The following is a 21,080-nucleotide window of genomic DNA, read 5'->3' as shown; positions in this document are numbered from 1 at the left end:
GCAGGAGAACCAGGAACGTGACCAACGAGTCTGACAGAGTGGAGAATCCGCTCGCAGGTCTTTCCTGCCGTGGCAACCGAGACAACTGTCAGATGCTCGCGCGCCTCGGCGAAGATCATGCTTCACGCTGCGAAGAAGCAGGCATTACCGATGGCGAGGCAATTGTGTGTGCGATGGCTGTGGGCCTGGTGATCGAAGTGTGGCGGAATGGTCCCGTCGAGGACATGCATGCCGGCCGCCGAGGACCGAGCGACGCGGTAATGTTCGCCGAATCGACTGCGCTCCACGATGTGGCGGTCGCTGCGCTGACCGCCGAGAATCGGAACTTCGGCCTTATCGACTTCGAGGAGCATGTCCTGGATCGTGCGCGGCCGTGGGCAGGTGCGGCCGGCCGGACGTTACAGGATCTCGGGTACGGATTCCTGGGGCAATATGCGCGACATGCCAAGGACAGGACAAACGCGTTGATGGGCTTGGGTGATCATACGTGCGTAGACGACCCGCTCCAGCCATACCTTGTGCGTAAGGCAGTGATGTATGGAGCCGACCACAAGGGGATGCCTGCTTGGCCTCTTGTCGTCGGACGGATCGGTCTCCTCCTCTCGAATCCAGACCATCCTGCCTGGAGAAGAAGCGGCCGGGGGAGGCAAGCTCTCGCCGAGATGCCACCTCAGGTGCAGTCCATCTGCCAGCTCACAGAGGCACTTGTGACGAGCCCGTCGACGCTTTCGGTGGAGGTGCTGGAATGGCTCAGTGGCCATTTCCTGTACTGCGCGGCGCCGCCTTATTCAGGTTTCAGGTGAGAACTCGACGGCGGGGACCCGGGCGGCGCCGAGCTCGTCGGCGGGCTGGTGAGATTGTAGAGGTCGGAGCGGTTTGTCGATGCGAGAACACCAAGTTCTCCTCGCTGTCCCAGATGATCGCTACGTCGGGAAGTTAAACCGACTTTCGCCGGAGCGGGACCGCTACGATCTTCGACGGTGGCAAGTGACGTGTCTGACGAACGGAGTCTGAGTTGGGGCCGGGGGAGGATGCCAGGCGTGCGGCGGTGGTCGAGTACTGGCGGACAGTGGAGATGTTCAGCCCGCAGAAGGTGGACAAGGTCGACCGCGAGCGGTTGGTGTTCGCGGTCCAGCCAGGGCAGCCGTTGCCCTGGGAACCAGACCACGCTCTAGCCCAGTGGGAACTACGTCCGAACCAAGCCTGGCGACACGTCGTCTACCTGGGTATCTACCGCCTAGACGAGGTTTTCGAGGTGCTCTCGAGAGTTTTCGAGCCAGATCAGGACAGCTATGACGAGCGCCCGGCTGGTGACACTGCGGTCGCCGCGTTCATGGTCGGTCAGGACGGACGCGCTCTGCTGGACTCGGAGGTGCTATCGAGCTGCGCCTGGGCCACGGGGCAAGTGGTGCGTGACCAAGGTTGTGGTCAAGAGTGGCTGGCGGAACTCCAGGACGCGACGTTGGGTTTCTCGCAGCTATTGCGAGACGTGGTGACCGACGAAGTCAGCATTGGTGATGTCGACGCACCACCGCAGTACATCCCTCGCCTCCTCGACAGGACTGCCCTCGCCGACTGCCTGGCGGCGGCGATTACCGCGGCGGGGACCGACAAGGCACTGTCGGTGGAGGAGATTCGCATCAGTAGCCAGATCGTGGCCAAACGCAACGCGGAGAATCCTGCAGGCCACGAGTTTCTCAACAGCTTCATCATGAGTGACCTGGGGATGGTCGCGGAGGAAACGGCTAAGGGGAACGCCGGAGCCGTACTCCGCGAGTACCTGCGGCCGGAAGCGCAACTCCCTGTCGATCGACGTGTCGATGTGCGTAAACAGGTCGAGGTGGTGCTGGATGAGACAGCTCCGGGCAAAGTCGCCGCTGGGCGCTGGCCGAGTCAGCCTGAGCATGCTCTCGCGTTGAACCAGCAACTGGCGGTGAGCACGGCGCTTGAGATGACAGGCACGTCAGGGATCGTGGGGGTCAACGGTCCGCCCGGTACTGGCAAGACCACTATGCTGCGTGACCTCGTGGCCGGTCTTGTGGTGGAGCGAGCACGAAGGTTGGCAGACCTGCCGGAGCCTGGCAAAGCGTTTACCAGCGAGCGATTGAGCTGGCGGACCCAGCAGCGGAAACGAGTGCTGAGTATCTGGCGACCTGAGCTGACAGGTTTCGAGATGGTGGTCGCTTCGGCGAACAACGGTGCCGTGCAGAACGTCACCGATGAGATTCCGGCTGCGGACGCGATCGATGAGGTTTGGCGGGAAGTCGCAGCCGGCGTCGACTACTTTCCCGAGATCGCCACTGCGTTGCTCGCACCTGACAAGGACAGCGGGCAGGCCGACGACCCGGGCATCGAGGGGTGGGCATTGGTGGCGGCCCGGCTGGGGAAGAAAGCCAACCGCAGCCGATTCGTCAACACCTTCTGGTACCACACTCCAGAGAAGCCGGAAGAGGACGGCACATGGCACGGTCTCCTGGCGGTGCTGAAGGGCTACGAACAGACCACGCTGGACCGATCATGGTCGGATGCGGTGGCAGATTTCCGGGCCGTCGAATTCAGAGTGGAAGCCGCCAGGGCCAAACGGGCCGAGGTGTACGAGACGATCCAACGCAGAGTGGACGTGGAGCGCGAGCTGGTAGTCCGGCGGAGCTCAGTGCGGGCAGCCATCGAACGAGGTGCCAAGGCCCGGAGGAATCGCGAAGCCGCGGTCATCTTGGAACGGGAACGGGCGCACGAAGCGGCCCAGGTTGCCCGGGAACACCAGGCCGCGGCCGAACAGGCCGCCCACGAACGCGTGGCAGTCGCTGAGTCATTCTTCCAGCAGCGGCGTGCCGAACTTGACCGGTTGGGCCCTGGCGGTGAGGCCAGCGCCGAGCGTGCGCTGAGGTCCAGGGAAAGCGAGCTGGACGGCCGGTGGCGGGCGCGCGACGCGCACCAGGCGACTCGGCCGGGGCTGTGGGAACAGATAAGCACCTTCGGTGCCGCGAGGCGGAAATGGTCGCTGAAGGACCACTGGTTGGCGATGGAGGTCAAGAACGCCAGCCATGCGGTCAATACCGCACAACGGGGCTGGGACGCGGCCCAGCAGGAGATTCTGGTCGCGCAGCGGGCCGTCGACGCGGCACTTGTGGAACTGGAGTCGGCTCGACGGGCGGTGTCAGCCGGTATTCCTCTGCGAGAGGTCCACTACGAGCCACTTGTGCAGGCCCGCCGCTTGGTCGCACTGGCCGAGCAGGAAATCACCATGGCCGGGCAGGTACAGGCCGAGACCGAGCGTGCATTGTTGGCTTCTGAGCGGGAACTGGCAATTCTCGACGACCGCCTGAATGAAGCTTCTTCGGCTCTCGGCGATCACTACCCCGACAGCACCTGGTGGGGCGACCGTCGTCGCCGAGAACTGACCGCGCTATGGACAGACGCTGAGTGGAACACCGAACGCACCGAACTGTTCTTCGCGGCTTTGGCATTACACAAAGCGTTTCTGTGGCATGCCGCCACGGCCATGCGACGCAACCTCCAAGCCGCGATGGATGTGCTCAGCGGTGAGGTGCCCCGCGACGCACCTGACCAGGCCGTGCTGGCCGCGTGGCAGAGCTTGTTCTTCGTGGTTCCCGTGGTTTCCACGACATTCGCGTCGTATGCACGGCTGTTCGGGCATCTCGGCAAGGAAGCTCTGGGCTGGCTGCTCATCGATGAGGCTGGGCAGGCGAAACCGCAAGATGCCGTTGGCGCGTTGTGGCGTACGCAGCGCGCCGTGGTGGTCGGCGACCCACTCCAGCTGGAGCCGATCACCGCCTTGCCCTTCCGCGCCGAGCAAGCCATTCGTCTCGAGTTCGGTGTCGAGGAGCGGTGGTCGACCAGCACGACTTCGGTCCAGCGTCTGGCCGACCGCCTCACCGCGTTGGGTACCTCGATCCCCGACGACGAAGGTGAAACCTGGGTTGGTGTCCCCTTGACGGTCCACCGCCGCTGTGACCAGCCGATGTTCGACATCGTCAACGCCGTCGCCTATGACGGACTTATGATTAACGGCACGGCCGGGGCCGCGGGCCAGAGGTTCACCGAGGCCTACCCGACGTTGCCGGAGTCGAAGTGGATCGACGTGCTTTCCAACGAAGCTCGCGGTCACTGGATCCCTGATGAAGGTCGTCAGCTCGACCGCATCCTCGACACACTCAGCGCGCTGAAGTTCGACATGTCCGAGGTGATGGTTATCGGCCCGTTTCGCGACATCGCCCGTCAGGTCGGCTCCAAGGCTCGGCGGCATCATGGCCTGGTGGCCGGCACCGTCCACACCTCTCAGGGTAAGCAGGCCGACATCGTCATTCTCGTCCTCGGCAGTGCGCCTGACCGTCCCGGCGCCCGTAACTGGGCCTCCAGTAAACCCAACCTGCTCAATGTCGCGGTCAGCCGCGCGAAGCGGCGCCTGTATGTCATCGGTGACCGGCGGGCGTGGTCGGAGTGCCGCCACTTCGACATTCTGGCAGCCAACCTTCCTTCCTCCATGCCCATCCAGGACTAGGTGACTCGGTTAGAGTCGCGCTTTGGCTTTGAGGGTAGAGATTGGCAACCTGGTCGCTCGGTTCGACGGAGCTCCGAACCCGGTAAGGAAGAGCCGTTCGAGCAACGCCGACGGGATGCCAGGCGGCAAGTCTGGCCGAATATGTCGATCACTTCAACAAGCATCGACCCCATTGCTCATTGGACCAACACCCGCCCGACCGAGGGCAGGTTCCCGACCGGATGACGGACGGGGTTCGTCGACGTGATCGACTCGGCGGGCTTGATAGTGGTCGTCGATGTGGAGGGATTTGGGGATCGGAGTCGGACCGGGCCGGATCAGCGGGCTGTCCGCGAGGGGCTCTACAAGGTCATGGAGATGGCGTTCGCCGCGTCCGGGGCGGTGTGGAAAAACTGCTATAGGGAGGATCGCGGGGATGGGTTGTTTTTGCTCGCGCCAGGAGGTGTAGACAAGGCGGCGTTCATCGAGTCGGTGCTGCCCGCGTTGGTGACCCGGTTGCGGATTCACAACGCCACCCATCCGGACGTACAGCGGATCCGGTTGCGGATCGCTTTGCACGCAGGTGAGATCTATTACGACGAGCACGGGTGTCACGTCGTCGATGACGCTGGCGTTCCGGCTGTGCGACGCTCCGCCGTTAAAGGCTGCGCTCGCCGCCTCGCCGGGGGTGTTGTCGGCGATCGCGTCTGATTGGCTGTTCGATGATGTCGTCCGTCACGCTCCGGGTGCAGCACCGACGACCTGGCGTCCGGTGCAGGTCGAGGTCAAGGAGCTCACCGCGACCGGCTGGGTGACCCTGCCCGATCATCCGTACCAGGGCGCCCCCGATGTAACCCCGTTGGGCATCCGCACAGCGGATTCTGAACGCCCGGGTTCCGACTTGCGATTTCTCGGCGATATGCCACGCGAGGGGCGGCTAGTGCACTTCAGGTGGTGGCTTCACGGGTGTGGAGCCACCACTCAGTGCGACCAACTTCAACCACCATCGGCCCCATCGCTCCAGGACCAACAATCGCCCGACTGAGGGCAGGTCCCCGACCAGACGACTGGCATCGGACGGGTTCGTCGGCGTGATCGACTTGGCGGACTGGTGCACGAATATCAGCAGGTGGCATGAGTTGACACAGTTTTCGGTACCCGCAGCGTTTCCCGCATCGCCGGTTCGGCAAGCACAGCCGGTTCAGCCGAGAGGACGTCGCCGGGACCTCGGGTTGCGCCGCTCGACGGGCATAGAAAAGTCCGCCGACCACACCGCCGGGGGAGGGCAGTGAGATGATCGACGGGACCATGGCCGCGAACGCCGTCGTGGCCACGAGTGGTAGCGGTCTCTTCGGGCTGCTGGCCACCTTGGTCTTCCTCTGGAAGCCCACAAGCGCGGTGGCCGGCCAGGACCTCCCCGCTCCTGCTCTGCGTGAAGCACGTCGCTGGCTGGCTACCGGCGGGCTTCGGCGGCGACGCTGATTTCACCTGAACGTGCGCTGTCGCGGTTGGGTACGCGGCCGATATCAGGGCATGCAACCGATTCGATGCAGACTCTGCGGATACGTCGCGATCTATGACACCAGCCTGCCGCCCAAGATCGCGGCACGAGAGGATATCCCGAAGTTCGCGGCAGGGGACAAGTGGCGTCGTCAGCGACAGAGGGAGCTGGCCGAAGCCGGGGTCGACCTGGACGACGCAGTAAAGGAAGTCAGCACTGATTGCCCTGACTTTGCGCACGACTTCGAGGACATCTCCAATACCGAAATGTTCTTCGGCGGCGAGCTGGACGAAGAACTGGGACGTCGCCCCACGCGAGCGGAGATCCGTACCGCGGTTCGCGCGGCGAGCTTGGTCAGCGACGAGGGGGGACCCGTCGTGCCGTCCGAAGAGCAGCCTCCAGGAACCGGAAAGTTCAGTTTCACGGTCGGTGACATCACGTTGTGGGTTCACCATGGCGTACCCGGAGACCGTGAGGGTTCCGTTGCCCGATGGCGGGAAAGAAGACTGGAGAGGTGGCGCGAACTGATGTCGTCCGGCGCCGGCTGACCCGACAAGGCCGCGTGGACCCGCAGACCGCGCGGTCTCGCAATCAGGAGCGACGGAAGCTGTACACCACGAACTTGGTCTTCGCGACCTGCGTGCCCGAGCAGAGCGCGAATGACTGACCGTTGCACGAGGAGCCGTTGTACATCCGGATGCTGTACCGACCGCGGCTGTCCGTGGAGTTGTAGTGTTTGTCCGGGCCTTGGGGCTATACCGCCAAATCTGCCTGTCAGAAGGCGGTGGTCATGGTCAAGCGGCCTCATGGGAGCCACCGGAAGCCCGGCCTCCGCATCAATCGAGGACACGAAGTGGTTCGTCAGCCAGGCGATTGGCCCAGATGCACCATCACTCCCGGCTGGGTGGCCGCCCCGGCGAACGCCACGGCCACGTCGATGGTTCGACTCGTGGACCGGCCGGCCACTTCTGTTCGTCGAGTTTGCCGTCCGCTGAAGCATGTGCGGTAGTCCAGAGCTGCCGTTTCTCCATTCCGTAGCTGCCGTTTCATTCAGTTGGAGGAGCTTGGATGTTCCTTCGTCGGAGCGCCGTCGGTGCCTGCTCTCGCATCGGTGTACCGGATGGTCGGATTGGTGTGAACTGGATAGACGAAGGTTTAACTCTCGTCGAGCGAGTGCATCGTAGCCCTATTGGAGCGAACTCAGGCGGTCTGCGGCGTTCATTATCCGAGTGGCGACATCGGGAAGATGTTCAGCAGCAGAAGCAAGTAGTGTGGCGCTTCGACTGAAGTCGCTTGTGCCGAGGAGTTCGGCAGCAAAGGCCAGGTTGCGGGCTGCGACAGTGTCGATGCCGCCCGTCGAGCCGGACATTGTGGCGACAATCTGCTTAAGTTCCTCGACTGTTTCACTGCTGGCAGTGCCAGTTTGTTCCAGTCGGTCAGTAATGGCTTCTAGGCGAGAGAGTGGCGGCTCTGCAATCTCCGTCAAGTAATTTAGGAGCGCTTCCGGGTTATTTACGGTCAGTTTTCCAAGAATGGCATTGTCGGCACCTTCGTGAATGGTCTTCCACCTATGGAGTGTTTCGGGTGGGTAGCGTTTCTCGTCGTCGTCGACCTCGGTGTGATGTGCTAGTGTCTCGTAATCCTGATGCTTTTACTTCCCGTTGTTGTCGACCAGTTTCTTGATGTTGGCTTGGACGAGTCGGACCTTGGCCAGGATCTCGTCGGCGGTAGCGGTCCAGGTGAACGGCGCGGGATTGGTGTTCCAGTGCGCGATGTAGTCGCGGATCTGCTTGATCAGCACTGTGACGCTGGTGAAGGTGCCACGCCGGATCGACTGACGGGTGATGTTGCCGAACCAGGTCTCGATCTGGTTGATCCACGAGGCCCCCTTTGGAGTGAAGTGGAACCGCACGTCCGGGTTCGCGGCCAGCCAGCTCTGGATATCGGGAGTGGTGTGGGTGGAGAGGTTGTCCAGCACCACGTGAATTTCCTTGCCCGCATGGGGTTTCACGGCGGCCTTCAGAAAAGCCAGGAAGGCCGCGCCGTCGCGGACCGGGTAGCACTCGCCGAACACTTCACCGGTGCCGACGTTCAACGCCGCGAACAAGTTGGTCACGCCGTGACGGACATAGTCATAAGTGCGTTTCTCGGTCGCGGCGAAGGTGATCGGCAGCAGTGGCTGAGTCCGGTCCAGGGCTTGCACCTGGGTCTTCTCGTCGACACTGAGCACCACCGCCCCGCCCGGTGGCTCCAGGTAGAGCCCGACGATGTCGGCGACTTTCTCCGCGAACTCGGGATCCTTGCTGATCTTGAACGTGCCTTGCCGGTGCGGCGTGAGCTTGTTGTCCCGCCACAGTTTCGCCACGTAGTGATGCGAGATGGACACGCCCTCAGTGCGGGCGACGTAGGCGGCCAGCTCCCGCGACGACCAGTGCGACAACCCGGTCTCCGCCGGCGGACTGGTCCGGGACAGGGCCAGTACCCGCGCGCGGACTGACGCGGACACCTGTTCACGGCCCGCACCACGGCGATGGTCCAGCAACCCGGCAAGCCCGCCTGCGGCATAGCGGGCAAGCCACAGATCCACCGTTGGCCGCGACACCCCCGCCAGGGCGGCGATGTCCTTCTTCAGTCGCCCTTCGGCCCACCAGAGCACAATCCGTGCTCTGGTGCCCACCGTGGCCGCCACATCCGGGCTGTTCACCAAACCCTGCAACTCGTCCCGCTGGCCCATCGTCAACTCCACCGGGCCAGCCAACACCACGCCCCGTCAACACCACGTAAACCAAAGAGGATCACGGAACACTAGGCAGAGTAACAGCAGGTTCTTGAACGCATCTCGTTCGTGTGTGGGCATGTTCTTCCGGTAACGGGCTGCGCCCGGCTTGACGCCATAAACGTGGGCTACCTGGGAGTTCTTTCTGTAGATTCCGGGGCGGACCTCAAGTACCACAGGGATCAAGCATCCCGGCGCATAACACTGACCATTGCTGACGGTCCAAAGCGCGGCGAGTGTCGCGGCTGGTAGTTGCTTGCGCTGACCTGCTCCGTCGGCTGAAGCGTTCGAATTCGTTGTCATCTCACCAGATTGCCAGCTAGGTCCGACAGTTCGCCGTTCTGGAGGTCGGCAGCCGCTATGGCCAAGTCCTCGGCACGGCCACGAACCGGACGGCGGTTGACTAACCAGTAGATCCGCGGCCTCGTAATGGATCTCGGTGATCGAGTCGATGAGTTCAGATTGCTGATCCGCGACCGTGTCGGCCAGTTCGCGGCCTCGTGCGATGCCGGCCTGGCCGACGTGGGCATCGATACGGTAAGGATTCGTCTGCGTTGCCCACGGGCGAACTGCCCGTCGAGCGGTTCGTGCTCACCGCCAGAACCGAGCACTGTACGTGCCGACAAATGCGTCAGTGCAGGTCAAGCGCTGTCGGTGGATGACTGCTCGCGGTCCGGCATGATCGCGTCTTGTGCTGGTTCGCTTCGTCTATCTCGTCGTTGTCCACGTGTTCGCCGTGCTGCGGCTGCTGTCGATGACCGACCGCGAGAGGGACGTTGAGATCCTTGCCCTGCGCCACTAACTGACCATCTTGCAACGACACCTCGGTGACCAGCGCCCGCGACTTCGGCCTGAGGACAGGATGTTCCTTTCAGCGTTGCTGGTGCCGCTGTCGCGCGGGGTGTTGCGTCGGCTTCGGCTTGTGGTCAGCCCGGACACGGTGCTGCGGTGGCATCGCGATCTGGTGAAACACCGTCATGCCCGTGTGAGCGTGAATCGTGGGCCTGGGCGTCCGCGTGCTCTTGCCTCGATCCGTCGCCTTGTCCTCCGTCAGGCGGCCGAGAACCCCTCGTGGGGCACCGGCGCATCCACGGCGAACTCGCCCTGCTCGGTGTCAAGGTCGCAGCCTCCACTGTATGGGAGATCCTCAAGGCCGACGGTGTCGATCCGGCCCCGCTACGGGCGACCGTCAGGTGGGCTGACTTCCTGCGGTCCCAGGCGGAGGCGATCCTGGCGATGGATTTCATCGAAACCGTCACCCTTACCGGGCAGCGGCAGTACATCCTGGCTGCCGTCCACCACGCTGGCCGGCAGGTCCGTGTTATCGGTACCACCGCGCGTCCTACCCATGCCTGGGTAGCGCAGGCTGTCCGCGATATGTTGATGGACCTAGCGGATGCTGGGCGCGTTGCGCAAGCGAGGTTCCTCAACCGCGACCGCGATGCCAAGTACCGTGCGTTGATCGATGAGATCCTCAGCGGCGCCAAGATCGCCCCTGTGCTGACCGGTGTCCGGATGCCTCGCATGAACGCGATCATGGAGCGCTGGGTGAAGACGCTGCGAGCCGAATTGCTGGACCGCACGCTGATCTGGAACGAGACCCACCTCCGGCACGCGTTGCGCGAGTACGAGCAGCACTGCAACCAGCATCGAACCCACCGATCGCTGGCCGCCGCGGCACCCCTGCGAGCCCGGCCGCAAGCCCTTCAACCCGACCGGATCGAACGCCTCGTGATACGCCGGCAGGACCGACTCGGCGGAGTCCTCCATGAGTACATGCATGCCGCTTGACATGCATGGACGTAATTTTCGGCACCCACACGCCTCCTCACCGTCAAACTGGGCACCACCACCCTCGCCACAGCGACCTACGACAACGCGGGAGAGGCGGCGACCGTGGCCTAAGCCAACGGCGCCAACCTGACAGGGATCGGAGCGGACCCAGCAGGGAAGACCAGCTCCCTGACCTGGAAAACCAGCGACAACCGCACCATCACGTCCGAAGTAACCCGGACACGGGCGGGGACCATCGTCGACGAATCACAGGGCCGCACCGACGCACGGCCCGATGGCCCGAACTACAGCTACGACAGCGCCGGCAGGCTCGTGGAAGCCTACGTCCCCGGCCACCACTACACCTACGATTTCACCTCGCCCTCCGCAGCCTGCCCCGCTGGCACACAAGCCAACGCCGGCCTCAACACCAACCGCGTCCGCCTGCTCGACCAGACCGCCGCGGGCACGGCTGAAACCGCGTACTGCTACGACGCAGCGGACCGGCTCCTCTCCACCACAGGAGCCAACGCCACAACCGGGATCAAATACGACTCCCACGGCAACACCGTCGAGTTCACCACCGGCGGGTCCACCACCTACCTCGGCTGGGACAGCACCGAACGCCGCCTCACAGCCCGCACTGTCGGCCCTGATGCCGCTGATGTCGCCTACGTGCGGGATGCCACTGACCGCGTCACGCAGCGTGCCGCGTCCCAGGGCGACACCGTGACCAACGTGCTCCTGTCCTACACCGCCGAGGGCGACAGCGCCGACCTGGCGCTCAGCCCCGACAAGCGGCTGCTGACACACAGCGGTCGGCGCAGAGCGTAAACACCTCTTCGAACTGGTCGACGACCAGCACCAGTTCGCGCTCTTCGGGGGCGATCCGCCGGACGACGTGGTGTAGTCCCCGCGGTTCATCCGTCGGCCGTGCGACCGGCGTGTCCGCCAGGCGCGCCAGCCGGATGAGGCACTCCTCGAGCGGATGCGGCCCCGGCGTCAGCACGACGGTGGGCCCGGCCAGCTACGGCGTCACCCCCGCTCGCAGCACCGAGGTCTTGCCGGTGCCCGACGCGCCGACGACCACCACGACCCGATGCCGGGTCAGCCGGTCGAGCACTTCCTCCACCAGCGCTTCCCTGCCGAAGAACTGAGCCGCGTCCTCGGCCCGGAACGGCGGGAGCCCCGTGTACGGCGACTCTTCCAGGTCCGGCGGCGCGGGCGGCTGAAGAGCGACCGACAACTCGCGCCACCGACGCTCCCACTCTTCGGTGTCCCCGTCGCACGCACGCACGTATGCCAGCGTCACGTCGAGGCTGGGGAGCTTCCGCCCCGCGGCGGCCTGCGACAGCGCGGCCTCCGAGTAATGCGCTCGCGCACAGAGCACCCGATAGGTCGGCTTACCCGCTTTTTCCCGAAATAGCCGCAAATCTCGTGCGAACTCCACCAACGGCCCGTTCCCGGCGGCCAACGGGTTTTCCTCACGCGGCATCCACCCCACCCCCACCCGACATGGTCCACGACGCCGACCTCGTCATCCAGGTGAAGAATGCCGACGGCGTCGTGGGTGACGCCCTTCGTCGAGACCGTCGACGTGCCAACGAAGTTATCGCTAGGGTGTCTGGGAGCACGTCGCGGTCAGGAATGAGGGATCTTGGCACTGGTGGTTGGCGTCCACGGCATCGGCAACGAATATCGTGGGGAAGCGGTCATGCATTCGAATTGGTTCCCCGCCATGCTCGATGGCTTGCGACGAGCGGGGGCCGGTCTCGAGCCGGCCGATCTGATCTGCGCCTTCTACGGCGATGTGTTCCGGCCTGCCTCACGGACCTTGTCCAGCGAAATACCTTGGTATGAGGCTGATGACGTCCGAGACGAGATCGAACTCGGCCTCTTGGAGACCTGGTGGGAACACGCGGCATGCCACGACACCGCGCTCGTCGGCCCGGAGGAGCGGACGCTGGCCCGTACGCCCAGGTCGGTCCAACGGGCACTTGACGCGCTGAGCAATTCGAAATTCTTTGCCGGGATCGCGGAACGAGCGATGATCTTCTCGCTCAAGCAGGTCAGAAACTATTTCACCGATGAACACGTCCGAAAAGCCGCCATCGAGCGAGTCGCCGACGCGGTCGGCACGGACACCCGGGTTCTGGTCGGCCATTCGCTGGGATCCGTGGTCGCCTACGAAGCACTCTGTGCCCACCCTGAATGGCCGGTGCACACCCTGGTCACACTGGGATCGCCGCTCGGCATCCGGAACCTGGTCTTCGACCGATTGCGGCCGCCTGCCGACGAACACGGTCTGGGTCGATGGCCCGGGTCGGCGGCGGGATGGTCGAACATAGTCGATGACGGCGACATCGTGGCACTGCGTAAGGATTTGCGACCCCTCTTCGGTGATCGGGTCTCGACGACGGTCGTCCATTGCGGGGCTCGAGCCCATGACGCAACGCGGTACCTGACGAGCGAAGCCACCGGCCGCGCGATCGCGGCGGCCTTCCGTCATGTCTGACCGGCCGCCGCGGCGGATCCTGATCGCGACCGGAACCACCCGGCACCCGCATTGCCCCGACCTCGGTGACCGACCAGAGCTTTCGGGAGAGATCGACCGGATGGTGCGGTTGTTCACGGCACCCGAGTCCGGGCTCGGGTACCGGCAGGCCTCCGGTTTCACGGCGGATATGCGTTTCGCGGATCTCCGCGCGGGGATCAGGGAGGTCGTCACCTCGAAGGCGATGACGTCCGAAGACCACGTCGTCTTCTACTACACCGGGCATGGCCAAGTGGATGACAGCGGCGAGTTCCTGTTCCCGCTCGTCGACACCACAGAAGATCTGGTCGGCACCGGGTTGCTGGCCGGTGACCTGGCCAGGTGGCTTTGGGTCGGCAGCCGAGTACAGCGACTGCTCATCGTTCTCGACACCTGCCACGCAGGCAAGGCGGGCGCGGAGATTAGCAGGTTCGGCACCGCCGCGCTGGGCAGGCTTCGCGGACTGGCGAACCAGCCGGGTTTCGAGATCTTGACCGCGACGCGGCCGAGCGAAGAGGCGCTGGCAGGGACTTTCACTCAAGCGCTGGAGCGCGCCATCAGGCATCGCGGCAGCGGTGGTCACGACGTGCCGTTCCTCAAACTGGACACGGTCGTCTCGATGATCAACTCGGACCCTGAAAAGGCACCGTCGCAACATGCGCAACGGCTGGGTGCGGGAGAAAGCGAGAGCAAGTTCCTCCCCAACCCGCGGTTCAACACCTGGCTCCGCGGCCTCGACCTCCGCACACAGTTCGACCACGAACGGCGGCAGGAACGTGATCGGGATCTGAAGGACCATGTTCTCCCCAGGGCACAGGGGCTGGACCGTCCGCAGGCCGACAAATGGTTGTTCACAGGTCGCCACGAGGCACTCAAGGATCTCTGCGACTGGTTGCGGGATCTCGATCGCGATGGTCGCAGCCGAGTGGTCCATGGCGCACCCGGCTCCGGGAAATCGGCGCTGTTGTCCCGGCTGACCGTGCTCGCGCATCCCCAGCACCGGCAGAAGGTACCCCGGTTGGACCAGTTGCCTCCTGAGACCATTCCGCCGCGCAGGGGAATCGACACCTTCATCCACGCCCGTGGCCAGACCAGCGCTCAGGTACTGGCCAAGCTTTGCCAGGACGCCGAGATCGAAGCGACCACGCCGGGCGACCTGCTCGCCGAACTCGCGGATCGGCAACGCCCGTTCGTCGCCGTGATCGACGCACTCGACGAAGCGACCGACGCCGACGAACTCGTGATGCGGGTACTTTCCCCGCTTCTCCGTGGTGCGCCTCGCAGCAGGCTGCGGTTGCTGCTCGGCACCCGTACGCCTCTCCTCGGCAAGCTCGGCGGACCGTTCGAAGCGCTCGATCTCGACTCCGAGCGCTACGCCGATCCGGAGAGTGTCACTACCTACGTGAAGAGGTGTCTCCTCGACCTGGTCCCGGATTCGCCGTACTCCGCTGCTCCGCCGCATGTGCTCGATGCGGTCGCGACAGCGGTGGGAACGGCAGCCGGACAGTCTTTTCTGGTGGCACTCATCACCGGACGAAGTCTCGCGCTACGCAAGGACATCCCCAATCCCTACAGCGATCGGTGGAGAGCGGCGCTTCCCCGCTACGCCGCCGAGGCAATGCGCTTGGACCTCGACGGGCGACTCGGAGCCGAAGCGGCGAAGGCACGTGACCTGCTGGCGCCACTGGCCTATGCGCGGGGTAGCGGTTTGCCATGGGAAGACGTCTGGGCCGCGCAGGCCACGGTATTGGCCGGGCGGAGCTACACGATGGCGGATATCGATTGGCTTGTCGAAAAAGCCGGCTTCTATGTCATCGAGGCCGAGGAAAAAGAGCGTTCGGTTTACCGGCTCTACCACGAAGCGCTGGCTGAGCATCTACGAGAAGACCGGGGCGAGCGGGCCTCGCATCAGGCCATCTTCGAGTTCTGGATTGACCGTGCGACGACAGCGAACGGGAAGGTCGACTGGTGGCGAGCGCACACCTACGCGCTGCGCCATCTCGCGACCCACGCGGAGAAGGCAGGGACACTCGAAAACCTGCTGGCCGATCCGGTGTATCTGCTCAATGCCGAGCGCGCCCCCTTGCTGACGGCCTTGGCCGCCGACGACGACACCATGCGAAGTCCGGCGGCGCAGGCCTACAGCAGGACGCTTAAACATCTGTGGAACAAACCGGTCGGTGAGCACGCCTCGTACCTCGAACTGGCCGCACACTGTCATCGCGCCACCATTCTGGCGAAGAACATCGCGGCGGAATGGCCGGAACCACCTTGGCGTACCTTGTGGGCGCAGTGGGTACGGCGCAGCCGAAACCTGACTGTCAAAGCACATCAGGCGCGGGTGACGTCGATCGCCGTAGGTGATCCCTACGGTCATCCGGTCGTCGTCAGCGGTTCTGAGGACGGCACGATCAAGATGTGGGATCTGGCCACCGGGGTTCCGGACAAACGAGCGATCGAAACGAACAGGGGCGCGGTCCACGCGGTGGTGCTCGGGGAGCTGGAGAGCAAGCCGATCCTGGTCAGCGGCGGCGACGATATGCAGGTGCACCTATGGGACTATGTCAGCGGTATGCCCATCGGCGCGCCGTTGACCGGGCACATACACCAGATCCGGGCGATGGCGTTTGCCGAGGTCGACGGAGTACCCACGCTCGTCACGGGTTCGTTCGACCGAACGGTCCGGGCGTGGGACTTGTCGACCGGACAAGCGAAGGCCTGCTTCGAGGGGCACAAGGACAGCATCACGGCGGTTAAGATCTCTACCAGGCTGCGGCCGCTCGCCATCAGCGGCGCACTCGACGGCTGGATCCGGGTCTGGGACCTGCTCAGCGGCCAGGCGGGTTCTCGCAAGTGGAACCGGGGAAAGTCGTCGGTCGTCGCGATGGACACCGTCGAGACCGCCGAGCGCCTGATCGTCGTGACAAGCAGCTCGGACGGCTCGATCGGCGCGTTCGATCTGATGACCGGTGAGGTGGTCGGCAGAATCATCGACAGCCGCAGCAATCCGGCCCGCGCCGTCGCCGCACGATACCTGGATGGGCGGCTCATCGTGGTCTGTGGCCACACCGACCGGAAGATCCGCACCTGGGACCTGAACACCGGCTCCGAGTTCGCCCACTCCTTCGCGGGCCACGAAAGCAGTATCCACGCGGTGGGTTTCGGCGGGCTCGACGGCCAGCCTCTGGCGATCAGCGGCGGCGACGACCGCACCGTCCGGGTACACGACCTGGCCGTCCACAACGGCGACAAGTCCTTCGAAAGCAGCCATCTCCGGGGCCTCCGGTGCATCGCGATCGCCAGGGTCCGTAACCGGGTGGTCGTCGTGAGCGGTAGCGACGACGCGACGATCCGGTTGTGGGACGCCGAAACCGGGAAACCTCTCGGTGAGCCGCTCGAGGGGCATTCGGCCGAAGTACGCGCGATCGCGGTGGGCAGCGTCGCGGGCACGGCGATCCTGCTCAGCGGCAGCGAAGACGGCGTCATCCGCATCTGGGACCTGGAGACCGGCGAGGCGCGAAGGAGGCAGTTGAACCACGGTCATCCGGTACGGGCGGTCGCCTGCACGATCGCCGACAAGCAGCTGGTGGCGGTCAGCGGTGGCAGCGACGGCTCGGTCGACGCGTGGAATCTCGAGACCGGTGCTCGGATGACCAGCCCACTCGTCGGCTATCTCTATCCGATCTTGGCCGTCTCGGTCGGGCGGGCGACCGGCCGGGTCGAACGTCTCCCCATCGGTTCGGAAAGTGAACACGGTGTCCTGTGGGGCCCTGTCCGCGGTTCGTTCACCGAAGCGAAACCGGAATCGGCGGTGGCCGTCTTCGCCAGGGCAGACGGCAGGAACGTCCTGGCCGCAGGTGGTCAGGACGGTGTTTTCCGGCTGTGGACGCTGGGGAACGGGAAAACGAGTATGTTCGGTCTGCGGGTGAGTACCGGGTTGAGCCTGCTCGAGGAAAGATCCGGCAAGGAGAGCATAACCGCGATCGCCTACCACGCGCGCCGCGGCTTCGCCATCGCGCGTACATACTTTGTCGAAATCGAGGACCTGGACGGCAAACCTCGTACGGTCTACCTCGATGCCGAGATCAAGGCGCTAGCGTTCGCGGCGGCCGACAAGCTGATCGTCGGGACCAATCAAGGAATTCTCGCACTGCGGATCTGAGTTCAGCGAATCTTGCGCGCGGCCTTGGCCGCTTTGTCCCTGAATTTCTTCGGCACCTTTCGGTCCGCCTCGATCAATTCGAACCCGGCTCGCGCATCCTTGGGGCTCAACGAGGTGAGTCGGTCCGCGGCCTCCAACCGGTCGGAAGCATCGAGTTTGGCGTTGCCGATTCGCTCGTTGTACGCCTTGACCTGCCGTGGCTTGCTGAGCTTCGCCAGCTTATCCAGTTCGCGTGTGCTCGTGGGTGGCGCCGCAGAAGCGTTCGCCTGCTTGGACCGAAGCGCAATGGCTTCCCGGGGGCTGAACTGCCCCAGTTGCGTCAAGGCGGCCGATCGCTGTCTCTGTGTCGCTATCGGAGAGTCCACGATCCTTCGCACGGCCGCGATCGCCGCTGCCTTGTCGTAGCGTGCCAATAACCTGCTAAGCCGAATCCTCGTGTCGACGGGGAGCCGCAGGTCGTCCACCAGCAAGCCGTATGCCGCCTGCCCGTCGCCGCGATCGAGTTTGGTGAGTTCCGCGGCCGCCTTTTCCCTTGTCTCGAGCTGAGCGAAGCTGCGGATGATCGCCCAGAGCACGTCGATGCCTGCCTGCTGGTCGACCCCGGCCAGCGCGACCGCCGTCGCGAGACGGTGAGTTCCGCCCCCGGCCTTGGCCAAGCGTGTCAGCACTGCCGCCGCGGCCGCCTTGTCGAATTCCACCAAGGCCAGCCCGGCACCTCGCCGTAGTGTCACGTCGTTCGCCTGATCAGCGGCGAGTCCGGCCAGTAGACCGGCTGCGTGGTCCCGCTCTTGGCGGCCCACCGCTCGTGCCGCCGCGATCCGGCTGTGACCCAGTCGCGGATCGGCGATGAGATCCAGCAGCATCGGAAGTCCACTGTCCGGTCTGAGCCGGAAGTGAAGCTCGGCGGCCGTGCAGCGGATGGCGGCTTCGACAGTGCTGTCCGTCGCCAAGATGCCGAGCACGCGGACGGCTCGATCGTCATCGCCCAAGTGCTCGCACGCTTTGATCCGGATTTCCGGGTCCAGCCGGTCTTCGCCGGCAAGATGGGCGAAGAGCCCGGCTCCATTGTCCGGGAGGCGGGGCATGGCCACGACGGCCGCCGCCAACCGCACCTGTGGCTCGATGCCTTGACCCCGAGCGAGCTGAGACAGCTCCGCGGTGCCCAGGTCAGGATCGAAAGACATCAGTAACTGGGCTGCCTGTAGTCGTTGCGAGTCCCGGACGGCCGTGGCGATCTTCTCCTGCAGAAGAAGAATACCGTGCTCGCGATCGAAGGTGCTGACCACCTGGACGGCCTCGGGCCAGACGTCATCCGGGCCATTGCGCACGAGAAGCGTCAGCCAATGCATTCCTTGTGCGGCGTTCGCGTCATACAGCATCCTGGCGAAAAGCAGCTTCTGCCAGGCGTTTATCCTGCGGTCTTTGCACTTGGAGAGCAGGCTCGAGACAGCCAGGGAAGGGGCGTGCTCCAGCAGGATATCGATCGCTTCGTAGGCACGCGCGTCCTCTGGCTGCAATCTCGCGAGCGTCTCGTACACTCGGATGGCGGCGCTTTTGTCCAACCGGCGGAGTATCGCTCCCGCTTCTCTCCGCTCGGTATGCACCGCGCGCACACTGGCGACTCGCTCGGAAAGCCGTTTGCTCAAGGTCTTGCGAACGGTGGGTGGAAGGGATATTCCCTGGCTGGGGAGATCGGCGACGAATCGATAGGCCGCGACCGGGTTCCGGCGTTTGAGCAGACGCAGCAGGGGTCTGGCAATGTTCTTCTCTTCAGCGGCCCAGATGCCGACAAGGAACGCCTTGACCGTGTCGAGGCCGCCCGACGGCTCCAGGACTCGGCTTGCCTTGAGACGACTCGGATTCGGGTGCTGATCCGCGAGGCGGCAAGCCATCAGGTAGTCACGGACCGTCTCGTCGGTGAAGACCACGCTGCCTGCCTGGCGATCGACCAGGAACTCGTTTTGAACGTCGGCAATAAGTCCGCTGCCGGTCAGAAGGTCGTGCACGAGGTGCGGCCACCGTCTCGTGGACAGGGCGTTCTGGTCGAAATCGTCGTTGGCCGGAACGGACAGACGACCCGGTTCTGGGCCCGCGCAGGCGAGTTCCTTGAGCACCTCGACGATGGGCTCGAGCAGGTACTCCCGTCCAGGCAGCCGGCGTTCGAGGAGTAGGCCGATGAACGCGCCGTAGAGTGCAGCTTTGTTCTGTGGCAAGGCTCGGCCCGGCTCCGCCGTGTACAGGACGGCGAACATGGTCGCGGGTAACGGCAGCGCGGCCAGCTCACTGGCCCTGGCTTCGGCGACGCGTTCGAGGAATCCTGTCGCCGAGGCCGCTCCGCGGGGTACGTCGAGCTCGCGCAGCCACTTCTCGGCCAGTGACAAGAGCTCTCCATCGCCGAGAGCGCCGAGCGCGTACGTCGGATCTCGCCCGTCGCGGGAGATGGCGTCCAGCTCGTGCCGGCTCAGCGAATCCGCCGCCAGAAGGAAAGCGTACTTGCCGTCGTCGCGCTCTCGCCGGATCCGCTGCAGCACCATCTTCGACCATTGGGGGTCGCGCACCTCCGAGAATCCGTCGACGAGCACGAACCATCGGCCGCCGTCGAAGGGTGGTTCCGCGAACAAGGCGGTCAGCGCGTCCAGGCTCAGATCGAGATCGGCACCGTCGGCCACCCCTTTGGCGAGAAGCTCGGGCACCGTGCCGTGGGTCGCCAGTGCCTTGGCCTTTACCGGAACGGGCACGAGTTCGCCTTCACCGCGGATTCGCTGACCTGCCAGCATGACTGTGAGTTGCCGGAGCATGCTGGATTTTCCCGCTCCCTTGCCGCCGACGAGCTGGGCGTCCGGATGGAGAATCAGGTGGTCCTGCTGGATCTCGGTGACCACGGGATCCCGTCGGTCATCGGAGCGCAGCCGGATCTTGATGGCTGGAGCGGTCACCCCGAGCATGTCTCCGAGCAACGGTCTCGCGCCAGACCCCGCGATCGCTGTTTGATACTCAGCCAACCGAGACGCGCCGGGGCGTCGGCTTCGTAGAGCCTCACGCTGTTCGTCGTCGAGCAGTTCCAGCCATCGATGGGAAAAGCGCGGAGCAGGACAAAAGCCGGGGAAGCGCTGGAGCATATCGCTGATCGGCATCACCCTGGCGGTACCGCTCTCGTACCGCGCCACGCCGCATACGGCACCTGTTCGCCCGTTCACCACCGGTCCGCCGCTGAAGCCTGCTTCGATCCTCCCGTCCACCACGGTGAACTGGGAAGGCTCGGACAATCGGAGAGACGCGGTGAGGAGCTTCCTGGGATCGCCGACGGCGAAGCCGAAGACCTGAAGAGTGTCGCCGACGGCGACGTCGTCCGACAGCGCCGCGTACGGTCCGCTCTGCCGGTCAGAAGCACGCAGTAGCGCGAACTCCTCATCAGCGGGATCGCTGATGAGGTCGAAGTCGGTGGCTTGGGGCACGGTCCGCAGGAAGAGGTCGTCATCGACCAGGGGGAGTCCCTCCGCGATGACATCTCCACTGGTGAGAAGCAGGCCTGGGGCCACGAAGAATCCGGTGCCCCGTCCCGCACCGGACGGCGTCACGAGCGGCAGGCTGAGCAGCTCGACAGTGGCCCACGTCGAAGCAAGCACCTGCCACCTCCCCTGAAGGCGCACCATTATCGCAGGTTCGACGTCGAACTCCAGGCCGTGGCCAGAGCTGTTACCCAACGGCACGAACCGGTTCATCGGCCCGGAACGGAGAACGGTCATCGAGTTGACGTCTTCTGCCCAAGCAGCGCTTAGGAGTCCGTCGTTTCCTGCCTGACCGTGTGCTGGACCCGCTGCACGCGGCCGCGGC

12 protein-coding genes and 1 pseudogene are annotated in these 21,080 nt (G+C 64.5%); 9 read left to right on the top strand and 4 right to left on the bottom strand.

Annotated features, from left to right (window positions below; all coding sequences use genetic code 11):
• Positions 1-17: 17 nt before the first annotated feature.
• The 5 genes from BS329_RS35885 to BS329_RS35865 all read left to right on the top strand — a co-directional run bounded on the left by BS329_RS35885 (position 18) and on the right by BS329_RS35865 (position 6,550).
• A complete protein-coding gene (locus BS329_RS35885; RefSeq protein ID WP_143253336.1) occupies positions 18-803 on the top strand; it encodes a hypothetical protein in 786 nt (261 codons plus the stop codon).
• Positions 804-1,048: 245 nt separating this feature from the next.
• On the top strand, positions 1,049-4,522 hold the full coding sequence (locus BS329_RS35880) for a DEAD/DEAH box helicase (protein WP_244197426.1): 3,474 nt from the start codon (positions 1,049-1,051) through the stop codon (positions 4,520-4,522).
• Between the two features lie 243 nt (positions 4,523-4,765).
• A complete protein-coding gene (locus BS329_RS35875) occupies positions 4,766-5,212 on the top strand; it encodes a hypothetical protein (RefSeq protein ID WP_076167294.1) in 447 nt (148 codons plus the stop codon).
• 582 nt (positions 5,213-5,794) lie between these two features.
• Positions 5,795-5,983, top strand: a complete 189-nt coding sequence (locus BS329_RS35870; protein WP_076167293.1) for a hypothetical protein — start codon at positions 5,795-5,797, stop codon at positions 5,981-5,983.
• Positions 5,984-6,034: 51 nt separating this feature from the next.
• Positions 6,035-6,550 (top strand): hypothetical protein, encoded by a 516-nt coding sequence (locus BS329_RS35865; RefSeq protein WP_076167292.1) that lies wholly within the window; start codon positions 6,035-6,037, stop codon positions 6,548-6,550.
• Between the two features lie 638 nt (positions 6,551-7,188).
• Here the strand turns inward: BS329_RS35865 and BS329_RS43005 are convergent.
• Both BS329_RS43005 and BS329_RS35860 read right to left on the bottom strand, forming a co-directional pair.
• Positions 7,189-7,488, bottom strand: coding sequence for a hypothetical protein (locus BS329_RS43005; protein WP_143253335.1), 300 nt, complete (start codon positions 7,486-7,488; stop codon positions 7,189-7,191).
• A 165-nt stretch (positions 7,489-7,653) separates the two neighbouring features.
• Positions 7,654-8,736 carry an IS630 family transposase gene (locus tag BS329_RS35860; RefSeq protein ID WP_208619332.1) on the bottom strand — a complete coding sequence of 361 codons (1,083 nt, stop codon included), beginning with the start codon at positions 8,734-8,736 and terminating at the stop codon, positions 7,654-7,656.
• Between the two features lie 1,113 nt (positions 8,737-9,849).
• Between BS329_RS35860 and BS329_RS44895 the strand changes: the two genes are divergently transcribed.
• Entirely contained in the window at positions 9,850-10,569 is a 720-nt protein-coding gene (locus BS329_RS44895) for an integrase core domain-containing protein (RefSeq protein WP_244197425.1), read from the top strand.
• A 315-nt stretch (positions 10,570-10,884) separates the two neighbouring features.
• Positions 10,885-11,385 (top strand): hypothetical protein, encoded by a 501-nt coding sequence (locus tag BS329_RS44890; protein WP_076167289.1) that lies wholly within the window; start codon positions 10,885-10,887, stop codon positions 11,383-11,385.
• Here the strand turns inward: BS329_RS44890 and BS329_RS35845 are convergent.
• Positions 11,336-12,046: pseudogene (locus BS329_RS35845) on the bottom strand (nSTAND1 domain-containing NTPase). The gene BS329_RS44890 and the pseudogene BS329_RS35845 sit on opposite strands and share 50 nt — an antisense overlap.
• 162 nt (positions 12,047-12,208) lie before the next feature.
• On the opposite strand from BS329_RS35845, the gene BS329_RS35840 reads away from it, so the two are divergent.
• Positions 12,209-13,066 carry an alpha/beta fold hydrolase gene (locus BS329_RS35840; RefSeq protein ID WP_208619331.1) on the top strand — a complete coding sequence of 286 codons (858 nt, stop codon included), beginning with the start codon at positions 12,209-12,211 and terminating at the stop codon, positions 13,064-13,066.
• The gene (locus tag BS329_RS35835) at positions 13,059-17,246 is read left to right on the top strand and encodes an AAA family ATPase (RefSeq protein ID WP_076167286.1); all 4,188 of its coding nucleotides are present in this window, start codon (positions 13,059-13,061) and stop codon (positions 17,244-17,246) included. Before BS329_RS35840 ends, BS329_RS35835 begins: the two co-directional genes overlap by 8 nt.
• Before the next feature lie 2 nt (positions 17,247-17,248).
• Here the strand turns inward: BS329_RS35835 and BS329_RS35830 are convergent, their stop codons facing one another.
• Positions 17,249-20,992, bottom strand: coding sequence for a S1 family peptidase (locus BS329_RS35830; RefSeq protein WP_076167281.1), 3,744 nt, complete (start codon positions 20,990-20,992; stop codon positions 17,249-17,251).
• Positions 20,993-21,080 lie beyond the last annotated feature (88 nt).

The sequence above is a fragment of the Amycolatopsis coloradensis genome (genome assembly GCF_001953865.1).
GTDB lineage: Bacteria > Actinomycetota > Actinomycetes > Mycobacteriales > Pseudonocardiaceae > Amycolatopsis > Amycolatopsis coloradensis.
The sequence above is the reverse complement of the archived record's forward strand: the minus strand, read 5'-3'. Positions and strand labels throughout refer to the sequence as shown.